The following is a 14,278-nucleotide window of genomic DNA, read 5'->3' as shown; positions in this document are numbered from 1 at the left end:
TCATCTTCTTTATGCTGCTATTTCCTGCTATTGCTGTGGCAGTACCTCAATGTGATGAGATTTTTACCGATCCGCCAACAGAAAATTTAGCGCCAAATGGTTTAACCCCTCCTGCAGATATAGGTCCGAGTTTAGGTAATTTGACCTGTGATAGGAATGGGTGCTCAGGCCATAGCTCCAGCTTTACTCCTGGGGATTATGACTTTAGAAATGGTAACTTTAAAAACAGATCATTTTTGAGCACAAATGGTAAAACGACTCGGCTCTATTTCGATACTTTGACAATGAATAACGCCAGTATCAACCAAGGTGGCGATACTGAAGATCTCATTATCTTTGTCAGAGGGGGGTTATCTATCTCTGGACAGAACTATATCAATGGTATTGTTTATGTTGGAGGTGCTGTTGATTTAGCTGGTAATGCGAGTATCGATGGAGCACTGGCTTCAGGTGGTGGAACCACTATTGGAGGAAATGGAAGTGTCGATTTTGATGAAGATGCAATTGAAGATGCAGACTTTGGTGGCATGTGTAATAACAATAAATCTTCATTTAACTTCCAATTTGGTAAAGCATCATCGGGCAGTGTGACCTTTGATAAACCGTTTGATACTGGCGTGACTCCGATAGTTTTCTTAATGCCGACTATCTCCACGAATAACCCTGATAGTAGCGATGGCCCTGCTAGCGTTGTTCCAGTTAATGTCACTAGTACTGGATTTACCTGGAGACAGGAGGAGCCCGTAAGTGCTGGCAATCGGTATATTGCATCTCTGACCATGCCGGAAGTGCATTGGATTGCGGTTACCCCTGGTGAGCATACTCTTTCTGATGGCACAGAGTTAGTGGCCAAAGTCATTAACCAAAACAGGGCGTTTGGTGTAAACAATAATCCCTATACTAATATCCCTCTCGACTCCGATCTCGATGTTCTCCTGCATCAGAAGCAAACCTCAATCAATAACTGTTGGTTGACCACGACATCACAGTTTTATAGTTCAGGTTTCCAGCTGGCGTTAGAGGCCTCTGAGGTACGTTCGGGGAGTCGCTGTAGACCTGGATATATCAATTCACTACAAAATGAAAAAGTTGGTTATCTGGCTATTGAGTCGGGAACGGGAACCTTTAGTTTTGATGGTGATGAGATCATCTATCAATTTGGACGCCAATATCGAACAGCGCTTGGGACTGGAGATCTATCATATCAATGTGCTCATGAGGGTACGTTAACAGGTTTTAGTAATGCGCCTACTTTTGTCGCTGGAAAAAACTCCAGACGTGGTGGCGATGGTGGTTGGTTAAGGCGTTGCAAACTGACCAATGACAGAGTCAGTATGGTGACTGATGAAGATACCTATAGAGATAGTGACAGAAGGCATGTATATGAGTTTTATAGCTTTGTTGCACTGGAGAAGAAAGGTCGTGTACTAACCTGCTTCAACGATGATTTCTCTCAGGGGAGTTTAACCGATAACTGGGTGGTTGCACGTAGTAACGGTAATTTTACCCCTGCAATTGTTAATGGGCGATTAAGACAGACACAAAACGTCAGTAATCAGTCTACATCGGCGACCTATCAAAGACTATTCCTTGCCGCAGATAATCTCGTCACCATTGAATTTGATCACTTTGCCTATGGCGGAAGCGGCGCCGATGGTATTGCAGTGGTGCTGTCGGATGCAAGTATTACCCCGCAGCCGGGCTCATTCGGTGGACCTTTAGGTTACGGTTTTAAGCCAGGTATTAACGGTTTTGCAGGTGGTTGGCTGGGTGTGGGTATCGATGAGTATGGTAACTTTTCTGGAGAGGGGGGGAGCAGTAATATAGGTCAGAGGCGCCAAAGTGTGGCTGTACGTGGCTCAGGCTCAGGAACCTCAGGTTATCGTTACCTAAAGGGAGCGTGTAATAACGGTACCACCAATACCAATGGAGATTGTTTAAACCCTAAAGTCGATAATAACAATGGCAGCCCTACCCATAGGTATCGTATTACTGTCGATTCAAGAGTTGCAGGCCAGTCGATTGTAGAGGTTCAACGTCGAACGAGTGGCGGGTTTGTCTCTATCGTTCCTCCTTTTGATGCCGCAAGCCAAACGGGGCAAGCTGCAGTCCCGCAGGATTTTATTCTCTCACTAACAGGTTCTACTGGTGGCTCAAATAACATACATGAGATAGATAATGTTGAGGTGTGTGCATTAGAATCTAGACCCGTTGGCGTGGTAATTGATCACTTTGAGTTTACTCATTCAGGGAGCGGATTAACTTGTAGCCCAGAAAATATCACCATTAAAGCGTGCGCTAATGCTGATTGTAGCCAAACTGTACCCGATCAAGTGACGGCGACACTGAGTCCTGCCAGTGTCACTGGAGGAGGGGGATGGAGCGGCACCGGCGTTGTGGGTAATCAAGTGACGTTCAGCGGTGGTACGGCGCAGATCCAATTGAGCCGGACAACCCTTGGCAGTGTGACCATGGATGTGACTGGCTCGACTCCAGGTGCAAAACCCTTTAGCCAAACTCTTTGTCGTATTGGCACATCAACCCCTACAACCCAAAACTGTACCTTAACTTATGCCGATAGTGGTTTTGTATTTGGGGATCTAACGGCATCGCCAAATAACGGTATTCCAGATGAGTTCTCCAATAAGCCCTCGCAAAATATTCTTGTCAATGCAGTTAAGAAAGATGAGGTCACTAAGCAGTGTATTGCAGGCTTTGCCAATGAACAAAAATCTGTTGCTTTTTGGAGCAGTTACACAAGTCCAAACTCAGGCACTAAGAAAGTGAAAGTGAAGTCTGGCACAACCGAAATTGAGGCTGGATTGAACTTGGCCGGCGCTGTGCCGCTTAATCTAACCTTTAATGCTCAGGGACAAGCGACCATAGATGTCAATTATGCCGATGCTGGGCAGATGACACTCAATGCGCGTTATACAGGTTCCGGTGATGAGGCTGGGCTGATCATGGATGGAGCGGATACTTTTGTTCGTTACCCTAAAGGTTTATGCGTGCTGCCTGAGACTGCAGCTATTTGTACAGATAACTATGCGAGTTGTAATGTTTATAAGAAGGCGGGAGAGAGTTTTCCATTTACCGTGAAGGCGATGGCTTGGGAGAGTGATAGTGATGAGGATTTGTGTGACAACTTATCTACTCCTAACTATGCCCATCAAGATATCGAGCTGAAATTTAACCTTGTTGCTCCCAGCGGAGGCTCTAATGCCGCTGATATCGCTGATTATAATCATACTACCTCTAGCGATGGGACAAACTCCCTGACTCGGGCAGTATCAGAGGTGGGGGTATTCAGTATTACCGCTAACCCTTCTTCGTCATATTTTGGCCTCGACAGGTCGATTGAACCAGGAACGAGTAAACCTATTGGCCGTTTTGTTCCCGCCTATTTTGAGCTGTCAGGTGAAAGCATTGTGCCAGCTTGCAGCAATAGCTTTAGTTATATGGAGCAGCCATTCTCTTTGATGATGACCCTAAGTGCTAAAAATTTAGCGAATGCGATAACAAAGAACTACTTTGGTGGCTTTGCAAAAGGTACGGCTGGATTAGTCGCTGAAAACAATCTTAATGGTATCGATTTAGGGGCGCGCTTATCAGGACTATCAGCTCTGAGTTGGCCGACCTCAAATACAGGGGGAAATAGCAGAGGTATAGCTGTTGTTAACGATAATATTCAGTTTAGCCGCCTTGGTAATCTGCCCGATGGTCCATATAAACTGCTCGATATAGGTGTAAGAATGGATGATGGAGAGGGGACAACTCATTACTCCTTTATTAAAGACCCAGATATGAATGCGGCGAGTGCTGGAGGCTGTAGCGGAGCTGGGTGTGATGCGAAAAAGATATCGACCCAAGATCTGCGTTATGGCCGCATGGTACTTGAGAATGGCTATGGGCCAGAATCTGAAAGCTTGCGCTTACCATTGAGAACTGAGTATGTCAGCGCAGTGACTGCCGGTGTGCCAACATGGACTATCAATACCGATGACTCCTGCTCTGTTTATAATACATTGACCTCTTTAGACACCTCAGAGACAGCGACGACGGGGTTAAATATGACGTTACCGTCAGGGTTCCCAACGATTAATGCCTATAGCGACATTGGTTTAACTCAGCAGTTAGGTGTGGTTGGATCTGGTGTTGATCAACTCTACTTCTCTGTACCGAATGCTTCGGGTGAGGTACCTCTTAAGCAGCATGTTGAACCTTGGTTAAAGTGGTATTGGAACTATGATGGAAATAATCCCAATGGGCTTTATGATCCAAGAGCGAGCGCTTTCTTTGGCACCTATCGTGGACACGATAAAGTGATCTATTGGCGTGAGGTTAACTAGTGAGAAGGTGAATTACTGAGGTAAGGCTAAATACTATTTAGCTCAGCGTTTTACCTGTAAACAAGTTATAGAGAGATAAAACATCGAAAATGGCCACTTTTTAGTGGTCATTTTCATGATAAACAGAAATAAATTGCTTCATTAGCAAATGTTAACCTCAACACTCTTGTGTCATTGCAGGGACGTTGATAGAGTTACCTGATTTTTTCTATTTTCAGACTCCACTAAGACAGGCTGGTTACATGTTCAAGAAGCTGCGTGGCATTTTTTCTAACGATCTTTCGATCGATTTGGGTACGGCTAACACCTTAATTTACGTTCGCGAAGAGGGGATCGTATTGGACGAACCTTCTGTTGTTGCAATACGTGGTGAACGCGGAAGTGGCGGACAGAAATCTGTAGCAGCTGTCGGTACTGAAGCGAAACAGATGTTGGGTCGTACACCCGGCAATATTCAAGCAATTCGTCCAATGAAAGACGGCGTGATCGCCGATTTCTACGTGACGGAGAAGATGCTGCAGCACTTTATTAAGCAGGTGCACAATAATAGTGTCTTCCGCCCAAGCCCTCGCGTACTTGTGTGTGTACCAGTTGGTGCGACACAGGTTGAACGCCGTGCGATCAGAGAATCAGCAATGGGCGCAGGTGCACGTGAGGTTTATCTCATTGAAGAGCCTATGGCGGCAGCTATCGGTGCAGGTCTACCTGTATCTGAAGCGACGGGTTCTATGGTTGTTGATATCGGTGGTGGTACTACCGAGGTGGCAATTATCTCGCTAAATGGTGTGGTTTACTCCTCATCAGTCCGTATCGGTGGTGATAAGTTTGATGATGCGATCATCAACTATGTTCGCCGTAACTACGGCAGCTTGATTGGTGAAGCGACAGCTGAGCGCATTAAGCACACAATTGGTACTGCATATCCAGGCGATGAAGTGCTTGAGATTGAAGTTCGCGGTCGTAACTTAGCCGAAGGTGTACCGCGCAGCTTTACGCTAAACAGTAATGAGATTCTCGAAGCACTACAGGAGCCATTATCAGGCATCGTGAGTGCAGTTATGGTTGCGCTTGAGCAGTCTCCGCCTGAGTTGGCCTCAGATATCTCCGAGCGTGGTATGGTACTAACAGGTGGCGGCGCTTTGATCCGCGATCTTGACCGTTTATTGATGCAGGAAACGGGCATTCCAGTCATGGTTGCCGATGATCCTCTTACCTGTGTTGCTCGCGGTGGTGGTAAAGCATTAGAGATGATAGATATGCATGGTGGTGACCTCTTCTCTGAAGAGAACTAATCGATGTAGAAAAGGCGGTACTTCACCGCCTTTTTTAATTATCATGTTGTAAGACATCCCAAGCTGGCTTTTCCATTACTTATAGTTTTTTATGAAACCCATTTTTGCTCGTGGTATTTCAAACCAATTCAGGCTGACACTGGCAATTATTTTGTCGGTGATCCTTATTGTGGCGAACAATCGTCTCGATCCTGTGCGTAAATCTGTCTCATCTGTATTAAGTCCCCTGCAATACATTGCTAACGTTCCCGGTGCACTCTTAGATTGGTCAGCAGAGAGCTTAGCGACCCGCAATATGCTTGCTCAGCAAAATAAAGAGCTGCTTAGACAGCAACTATTGATGAGTGAAAGATTACAAAGATTTGAACACCTAAGGCAGGAGAATGATCGTCTGCGGTCTTTACTTGGCTCTCCAGTGCATATGGATGCTAAGAAGATTGTTGCTGAGGTGATGGAGGTTGCTAGCGATCCTTTCCATCAATATGTGGTGCTAAACCATGGTGCAAGAAGTGGTGTTTTTGTCGGTCAACCTGTAGTTGATGCTCAGGGGGTTGTTGGGCAGGTTGTGCAGGTGAGTGAACTCAGTAGTCGCGTACTACTGATATCCGATGTGACCCATGCTATTCCTGTCAGAGTGACACGTAACGATGTCAGGGTTGTGGCTAATGGAACAGGTGTACTCGATGAGCTTGAGCTCAAGTATGTCTCTAAAAGCACAGATATTCGTGTTGGCGATCTGCTTGTCTCCTCAGGCCTTGGAAATCGATTCCCAGAAGGTTACCCAGTAGCCCGTGTAATGAGCTTAGTGAAAGATGACGGTCAGAATTACGCAAATGTGATCGCTCAGCCGCTAGCTGCGTTGGATCGTATTCGCTATCTTCTGTTGATATGGCCAGATGAGCCCGCATCTGAGGCGTTAGAAGATGAAACGGCGATGATCTTATCTGCGGCAAAAAAGGCAGCAGAAAAAGCTGAGGTGGGCGAATGAGTATGCATATTGCCAATGGCCGTTGGGTCGTATGGTTGAGTTTTTTAGTGGCCATGTTATTTCAAATTATGCCACTCCCCGATCTGGTTGAAGCTTGGCGTCCAGATTGGCTGCTGCTTGTGATGATCTACTGGGCGATGGCCCTGCCGCATCGATACAATATTTTATCCGCATGGATACTGGGGGTGATGCTGGACATCATGCTGGGTGCCCACTTAGGGATCCGCGCACTCTCTATGTCTCTGGTTATCTATGTCGTCGTTTTACATTTTCAGCGACTACGTAATTTCCCCATGTGGCAACAGGCGCTCATGGTGGCGAGCTTAATCTGTTTGCATCATCTAGTGATATTTTGGGTGCAGTTTGTGGTGGGGACAGTAACCTTTGATGTCAGCTTATTTCTTCCTGCTATCTCTAGCTTGATTATCTGGCCCTGGGTTTTTTGGATTTTACGTCGAGTTCGGCGCTTATATAAGGTGAGGTAGCATGGCTAATTCCACTCAATTGATACTGGCTTCATCCTCCCCACGTCGTAAAGAGTTACTGGCTCAGTTGGGCTTCTCTCGGGCAGACTTTAACTTTACAGCATTAGCTGCGGATATCGATGAGAATCATCAATTCGGTGAGTCACCTAAAGACTTTGTCGTTCGTCTCGCGGTTGAGAAAGCTCAAGCGGGTTTGGTACTGTTTAATGCCAGTGCTAGTGTAGAGAGTGAGTTATCGACAGTCTTAGTTTTGGGATCCGACACGATTGTGGTGTTAGGTGATAAAATATTAGGTAAGCCTGTGGATGAAACCGATGCCCTGAAGACATTGTCTGAACTGTCCGGTCATATGCATTGGGTGATGACCGCTGTGGCCATTACCGATGGTGAAAAAATACTGACACGTCTTGTTGAGACTCAAGTGCAGTTCTGCGAACTCTCTGAGGCTGATATTTTAGCGTATATAGCAACGGGTGAGCCTATGGATAAAGCGGGTTCATATGGAATACAGGCCCTAGGTGGCAGCTTTGTCGAACGGATTGAGGGCAGCTACTCAGCTGTGGTTGGCTTGCCTATGGTTGAAACCCGAGAGTTGTTGCGGGAAATGAACGTTTTATAGTGAAGTTGAGCTTGGTTTATCAGGCGAGGGTTGTCGGCTTCGGATCTGAAATTTGTTTAGTGGCTACAAAAATAATAACGAGTAGATAATTATGAGTCGCATAGTCAAAAACAGAGTACAGCGAAAGATTGGTTCTGAATTATTGATCAATGTGACGCCAACAGAAGCCAGAGTGGCTTTAGTTGAACATGGTGTTCTGCAAGAAGTTCATATTGAAAGGCGTATGAAACGCGGCTTAGTTGGCAATATCTATAAAGGTAAGGTCAGTCGTGTTCTACCAGGTATGCAGGCTGCATTTGTCGATATCGGATTAGATAAAGCGGCATTTTTACATGCATCCGACATTGTGCCCCACACCGAGTGTGTTGCCGAAGGTGAGAAAGGTAACTTTGTTGTTCGTGCTATTGGTGAGCTCGTTCGTCAAGGTCAGGACATCATGGTTCAGGTGGTGAAAGATCCACTCGGGACTAAAGGAGCACGTTTAACCACAGATATTACTCTTCCCTCTCGCTACCTTGTCTTTATGCCTGGCTCTAGCCATGTAGGCGTGTCTCAACGCATTGAATCTGAAGATATCCGTTCACGTCTAAAGAAGTTAACTGAGCCTTTTGTCGATGAAGATGGCGGCTTTATTATCCGTACTGCTGCTGAGAGTGCTGGCGAGAAGGAGCTGGTTCAGGATGCAGCTTTTTTACGTCGAGTCTGGTCTAAGGTTAGCGAGCGACGTAAGCGCAGAGGTGTGTCTCTGCTTTATCAAGATTTGGCACTGCCAGTACGAATAGTGCGTGACTTTGTCGGGACTGAGCTAGATCAAATTCAGGTCGACTCTAGCCAAACCTATGAGGAGCTACAGGCGTTTGCCGATGAGTTTATGCCTGAGATCGCTGAGAAGATTGAACACTATAATGGTCCAGTCCCTATTTTCGATCTTTATGATGTTGAGAATGAGGTTCAGCGTGCATTAGGGCGTAAAGTTGAGCTTAAATCTGGTGGTTACCTCATCATAGATCAGACCGAGGCGATGACCACGGTCGATATCAATACCGGTGCTTTTGTGGGTCACCGTAATTTAGAAGAGACGATATTTAACACCAATATGGAGGCAACCCATGCTATCGCGCGTCAGCTAAGGCTACGTAACTTAGGTGGGATTATCATTATCGACTTTATCGATATGTTGAAGTCTGAACATCAAAAGCGTGTGCTTGCTAGCCTAGAGCTTGCCCTTTCCCATGACACGGTTAAAACCAATATCAGTGGTTTTTCAGGTTTGGGCTTAGTGGAGATGACACGTAAGCGTACCAGAGAGAGCCTAGAGCATGTGTTATGCGGTGAGTGCCCAGTTTGTTTAGGAACAGGTAGCCTAAAAACCGTTGAAACCGTCTCATATGAGATCTTTAGAGAGATCATCAGGTTAGATCGCAGTTACGATGCCGATGAGTTTCTTGTTTACTGTTCACCTACTGTGTTTAATAGCTTAACTGGTGAAGAGAGCCATCTTGTTGCTGAGTTGGGAGTCTACATAGGGAAAAGAGTTCGTTTCCAAAACGAGGTTATGTATGCCCAGAATAAGTTTGATGTGGTGATAATGTAGTGTCGCCCAAATTCTGCCCCCGTAAATTCAGTCGAGTTTGTTGGCAAGTCTTAGCCATCATACTGGTGCTGTTTGCTCTAGTTGTTAGCCTCTTTAGAGGACTGTTGCCTAAACTTGATCAGGTGAGGGCGGAGCTTACTAACTATATAGAATCTGAGTATCAAGTTCAGGTCGATGTGGGTGAACTCACCGCTGAATGGCAAGCATTTGGCCCAGCTCTGACCGTTAAAAAATTGGTGCTTCCGGCCCAAGACAAACTTCCTTTCACCCTGATTGTCGATGATGTTCATGTAAAACTCGATTTTTGGGAGAGTGTGATCACCACAAGCCCTCAGATCGAGACCGTGATATTTGAGGGGGTTCAGGTTGCACTTGATATTGACGAGTTGAACAAACCATCCCCATCTAGCACTCAGAGTCCAGCCTCAAAAGCGGTTGATACCGACTGGCTTTACCGCTTGCTCTTGGAGCAGTTAGAGCACTTCTCGATACGTGATGCTAGCTTGCAGCTATTAAGTCATCGCCACGACTATAGACCCATCTATATCAAAGATCTTAGTTGGAAAAATGAAGGTCTTAGACACCAAGGCAAAGGCAAACTCTACTTAGATAAAGCGGCTTCAGAGGTTGAACTGCTGAGTTTACAACTGGATATTAGAGGCAATGGTTATGAGCCTGAGAGTTTAAAAGGGCAGATCTATCTGGCCGCGCGCTCTTTGGATCTTGGCGAGTGGGCTTCAAGACAAACTAACCCTTACGATAGCTCAAGTAAGCTAGCACTTGAGGGAGTGGTTAATCTTGAGGCTTGGTTTGATATTGCCCAGCGTGGAGTAAAATCCGCTCAAGTTGAGTTTGAGCCTAGCTGGCTTGAGTGGGATCTCAATGGGCAGCTGCAGCATTTTGAGATCAAAGGGGGGCGAATGCTCTGGCACCCTAGCGATCAAGGTTGGAGATTCACTAGTCAACAACTTACTTTTGAAACAGGTAAACAGCTGTGGCCGGAACTGGACTTTTCGGCGCAAAAACGTGGCGAAGCATTTACCGCCTCTTTGAATCGTCTGGATGCGAGCACTTTGTTGCCCCTATTACCTCTGTTTCCTGGCGTCGATTTAGCCCTGTTAAATACTTGGCAATCATTGGAGCCTAAAGGCTATATAAATAATATCGCGTTTTCACTCGATGCTGAGCGTGAGCCTAAACTTGCACTGGATGTTGAACAGCTTAGCTGGCAACAACAAGATCAGATCCCTGGCTCCTCTCCACTCAACATTCAGCTAGGTTGGCAGCAAGATGCCCTCTATCTATCTCTGCCTAAGCAGAAGTATCTGCTGGATTTCGGTTCGGCATTTGCAATCCCGCTCGCCTTCGATGGCGAGCCCTTCGATGTTAAATATGATATTGGCTCTCAGGCATTAATCATTCCTCAACTTGAGCTGAATAATCCAGATATCTCTGTTGATGCCTCTGTGCGCTTAGGGCTTGAGGATGTTGCGCATCTAGCCCTATTAGCTGATGTAAAACTCCATGATGTTTCAAAGGCTTCAAACTATTTTCCTCTTCATGGAATGAGCGAAGATCTGGTGGAGTATCTAGATACTGGATTGGTAGCTGGTAATACTCAAGATGCTAAAGTGCTATGGCATGGTCCGCTATCAAACTATCCCTATTTTGACCATTCAGGCGTTTTTCAGGCTGACTTTACTATCCAAGATGCTGAATTTGAGTTTCAGCCAGACTGGCCCTCGGTAACCGAATTAAATCTATCGGCTCTGTTTGAAAATGCCCGAATGGATCTCTTGATTAATAAGGGGAACTTGCTTGATGTGGTTGTCGATGGTGCAAGTGTCGTTATCCCTGAGTTAGGCGAGCGCTCTCTGCTTCAGGTAAAGGCTGATTTAGCAACACAAGGTCAGGCTGCGACTCAAGTTCTTAATCGCTCCTCTTTGGCTGACTCAGTGGGTTCAACACTCGATGTCGTGCAGATAAAGGGGGAGGTGACAGCTGAGCTGGATCTCTCTATTCCACTTTATGATGGCGAGAGTGAGCAGATCCGTGGATTGGTTAATTTTGATCATACTCCTGTGTATATCACAGAGCCTGGTGTCGCACTGGATGAAGTCACAGGGCAGGTCAGCTTTCTTAATGATGTTGTGAAGGGAGAGGGGATAGAAGCTAAGTTGTTTCAGCAGCCTGTCTCTTTGAGTTTTGACACTGAGAGTCTAGGTAATAACTATGGCTTAAACTTGGATCTGTCAGGTACTTGGAAACTTGCTGATCTTCCCGATTATCTGGATAACCCGCTTAAGGAGTTTTACTCAGGTGAGTTAGAGTGGGATGGTGGAATGACACTGATCTTCGATCCCAGCGGCTATCGTATCCAAGCGCAAGTTAACAGTGAACTTCTTGGTGTCGGTTTAGATCTGCCTGCGCCTTTTGCTAAAGGTAAAGATGAGAGCCGTAAATTAACTGCAGAATTGATTGGGGATAACAAGCAGTCCTCACTCGGTATTAAGCTGGGTAAAGAGATGGAGTTCTGGGGCGGTTTCGATCAGTTATCTGGCAATCAACTCGCTCATTTCGATCTCCTGTTAGGGCGACTATTTAGGCCGGGTGATCAACTGAAAAAAAGTCAGGGCCACCTGCAGCTCTCCATCGATGAAACTCAGTTAACGCCTTGGTTGCCAATCATTCATCAGTTTACTGATACCGAACAACTTGAGGTGAGTGATAACCTTGAAGCCGAAGATATAGGAGAGAGAGTTAACTTCTTCCCACCTCTTGTCAGTATTGATGGCGAGATAAAACAGCTAGACCTAATGGGGCAAGCGTTAACTAACCTAACCTTAGATGCCCAGCCCATTGAGCATGTATGGCGCTTTAAAGCTGAGTCTGATGAGTTTGACGGCCGAGTCGATTTTTATCCAGATTGGTCGACTCAAGGGCTGAAAATTGTTGCCTCTAAATTTCATATGGCACCTGTGATTAAGGAGCCCGAAAATGCACACTTTAAATCGGACACTGTGCTGAAAAACCTGCCGCCTTTAGCTGTGGATGTGGATGAGTTTAGTTTTTACGGAAAACCTTTAGGTCACTTAGTGTTGCAAGGGACGCCACAAGGTAATAACTATCAGATCCAGACTCTCTCATTAACAACGCCCGAGGTGACACTCAGTGGAAGTGGAGCTTGGAATAACAGCGCCGATGAGAATTTGACTGAGTTTAATGTAAAGCTTAATGCCACTCGGTTTGATGATCTCTCAGCCATTCTAGGTACAGATCCAGGACTGAAGAATGCACCCGTCGATATTGACGCCAAGATATCATGGCAGGGCGCTCCCTATGCTTTTGCATTAGATTCTCTCAATGGCCAAGTTAATTTTGAACTGGGTAAGGGGCATCTTACTGAAGTCAGCGATAAAGGCGCGAGAATATTTTCACTGTTCAGTCTCGACTCTTTGTTGAGAAAGCTCTCGTTGGATTTCTCCGATGTATTTGGCAAGGGCCTCTATTTCAACTCTTTTACTGGCACACTGAATATCGATAACGGGGTGATTAAAACCCGAGATACAGAGATGGATGCCGTTGCTGGCAATATGAAGGTGCGAGGCTATACGGATCTGACCACCGAAAGTTTGAATTACGATATCCGCTTCGTTCCGCAGCTCGCCTCCAGTGTGCCGACAGTAGTATTGTTGACGACGGGGGGGTGGACTTTTGGTTTGGGAGCGTTTGCCCTGACTAAAGTGCTTGAACCTGTTATTGAGGTGATCACTGAGCTTAGGTTTAGGTTAACCGGTACCATGTCTGAGCCAAAAATTGAGGAACTTGAGCGTAAGAGTAAAGAGATAGAGATCCCTGAATCAGCGTTACCAAAAGCTGAGAGTAGCCCAGAAACTCAGACTGAAAGTTCACTTGAGACTCCTAAGGCTTCCGATCTGACTGAGCCTGAGCAGATAGAGAGGGAAAATCCTCAAAAGAGGGTGGACACCTCTGAGTCACAGAGCCAAGATAAAGTAGAACCGAGTTCAGGCGTAGAACTGTTTGAGCCTAATGTGCAAGAGATCCCCACTTTTAAGGAAGTACCTAAAAAGGAAGTTAAGGATGCAGATCAGCCTATTACAATGTCAAAGCAGCCGAGATGTATCGGCGAATCTGGAATATATCGAGTCGCAGCTTAAGTGCTTACCAAGAGTTGTGGCAGAGCCACAGCTGGTGGTTTTACCTGAATGCTGTCTGCTGTTTGGTGGTCATGAGAGTCATCAGCTCGAATATGCCGGTGAGGCAAGTGCTGAAACGACTGAGTTAAAAACTGCCATGTCTGAGCTGGCCGCAAGATACGATATCTATTTAGTGGCTGGGACAATTCCTGTACGTTCAGAGGATGGACGTGTCTACAGTAGAACTTACCTGTTTGACAATATGGGTAATACCTTAGGTGATTACGATAAGCTACACCTGTTTGATGTAGATGTTGCCGATGGAACTAAAGAGTATAGGGAGAGCGATACCTTTTGCCCAGGCGAGAAGATCACTGTGATAGATACGCCATTTGGAAAGTTAGGTTTAGCGATCTGTTATGATCTTAGGTTCCCAGATCTGTTTAGAGCCATGCGTTTAGCTGGGGCTGAGTTGATTGCTCTGCCTTCCGCCTTTACTAAGGTGACGGGAGAGGCACATTGGCAACCACTGATTCAGGCAAGGGCGATAGAGACCCAATGTTTTATTCTGGCTGCGGCCCAGTGGGGACAGCATAACCAAGGTAGTCGTGAGACCTGGGGACAGAGTATGATAGTCGACCCTTGGGGTCGAGTTCTGGCTGAAAAAAGAGAGGAGTGTGGCTGGGTTCAGGCTACGCTGGACAGGAGCGAGCAGGATAAGATCCGCAAGCAGATCCCTGTAGCAGGACATAATCGATTTTCAGAGCCTGAGTTACGAAAAAGCAATTAGAATA

The 14,278-nt window shown here is 46.0% G+C and carries 8 protein-coding genes; all 8 read left to right on the top strand.

The genetic code is table 11. The features are described 5' to 3' along the window. The first annotated feature begins 11 nt into the window (after positions 1-11). The 8 genes from K0625_RS04000 to K0625_RS03965 all read left to right on the top strand — a co-directional run bounded on the left by K0625_RS04000 (position 12) and on the right by K0625_RS03965 (position 14,274). Positions 12-4,349 (top strand): DUF8470 domain-containing protein, encoded by a 4,338-nt coding sequence (locus K0625_RS04000; RefSeq protein WP_438944489.1) that lies wholly within the window; start codon positions 12-14, stop codon positions 4,347-4,349. Positions 4,350-4,591: 242 nt separating this feature from the next. After that, entirely contained in the window at positions 4,592-5,641 is a 1,050-nt protein-coding gene (locus K0625_RS03995) for a rod shape-determining protein (protein ID WP_012326980.1), read from the top strand. A gap of 91 nt (positions 5,642-5,732) precedes the next feature. Continuing rightward, a complete protein-coding gene (gene mreC, locus K0625_RS03990; RefSeq protein WP_012326979.1) occupies positions 5,733-6,629 on the top strand; it encodes a rod shape-determining protein MreC in 897 nt (298 codons plus the stop codon). Further along, positions 6,626-7,114, top strand: coding sequence for a rod shape-determining protein MreD (gene mreD / locus K0625_RS03985; RefSeq protein ID WP_220108475.1), 489 nt, complete (start codon positions 6,626-6,628; stop codon positions 7,112-7,114). Before mreC ends, mreD begins: the two co-directional genes overlap by 4 nt. A gap of 1 nt (position 7,115) precedes the next feature. Continuing rightward, entirely contained in the window at positions 7,116-7,733 is a 618-nt protein-coding gene (locus tag K0625_RS03980) for a Maf family protein (protein WP_220108474.1), read from the top strand. Between the two features lie 91 nt (positions 7,734-7,824). Beyond that, a complete protein-coding gene (rng, locus tag K0625_RS03975; RefSeq protein ID WP_220108473.1) occupies positions 7,825-9,327 on the top strand; it encodes a ribonuclease G in 1,503 nt (500 codons plus the stop codon). Continuing rightward, positions 9,327-13,505: a YhdP family protein gene (locus K0625_RS03970; protein WP_220108472.1), complete on the top strand. Its 4,179-nt coding sequence runs from the start codon at positions 9,327-9,329 to the stop codon at positions 13,503-13,505. Before rng ends, K0625_RS03970 begins: the two co-directional genes overlap by 1 nt. Next, positions 13,429-14,274, top strand: a complete 846-nt coding sequence (locus K0625_RS03965; RefSeq protein ID WP_220108471.1) for a carbon-nitrogen hydrolase family protein — start codon at positions 13,429-13,431, stop codon at positions 14,272-14,274. Before K0625_RS03970 ends, K0625_RS03965 begins: the two co-directional genes overlap by 77 nt. Positions 14,275-14,278 lie beyond the last annotated feature (4 nt).

It is taken from the genome of Shewanella nanhaiensis, from assembly GCF_019457885.1.
GTDB lineage: Bacteria > Pseudomonadota > Gammaproteobacteria > Enterobacterales > Shewanellaceae > Shewanella > Shewanella nanhaiensis.
The sequence above is the reverse complement of the archived record's forward strand: the minus strand, read 5'-3'. Positions and strand labels throughout refer to the sequence as shown.

Excerpts from the sequence above, each read along its gene's own strand:
- K0625_RS04000 (WP_438944489.1), top strand. The coding sequence starts at position 12 with ATGCTGCTATTTCCTGCTATTGCTGTGGCAGTACCTCAATGTGATGAG.
- K0625_RS03995 (WP_012326980.1), top strand. The coding sequence starts at position 4,592 with ATGTTCAAGAAGCTGCGTGGCATTTTTTCTAACGATCTTTCGATCGAT.
- mreC (WP_012326979.1), top strand. The coding sequence starts at position 5,733 with ATGAAACCCATTTTTGCTCGTGGTATTTCAAACCAATTCAGGCTGACA.
- mreD (WP_220108475.1), top strand. The coding sequence starts at position 6,626 with ATGAGTATGCATATTGCCAATGGCCGTTGGGTCGTATGGTTGAGTTTT.
- K0625_RS03980 (WP_220108474.1), top strand. The coding sequence starts at position 7,116 with ATGGCTAATTCCACTCAATTGATACTGGCTTCATCCTCCCCACGTCGT.
- rng (WP_220108473.1), top strand. The coding sequence starts at position 7,825 with ATGAGTCGCATAGTCAAAAACAGAGTACAGCGAAAGATTGGTTCTGAA.
- K0625_RS03965 (WP_220108471.1), top strand. The coding sequence starts at position 13,429 with ATGCAGATCAGCCTATTACAATGTCAAAGCAGCCGAGATGTATCGGCG.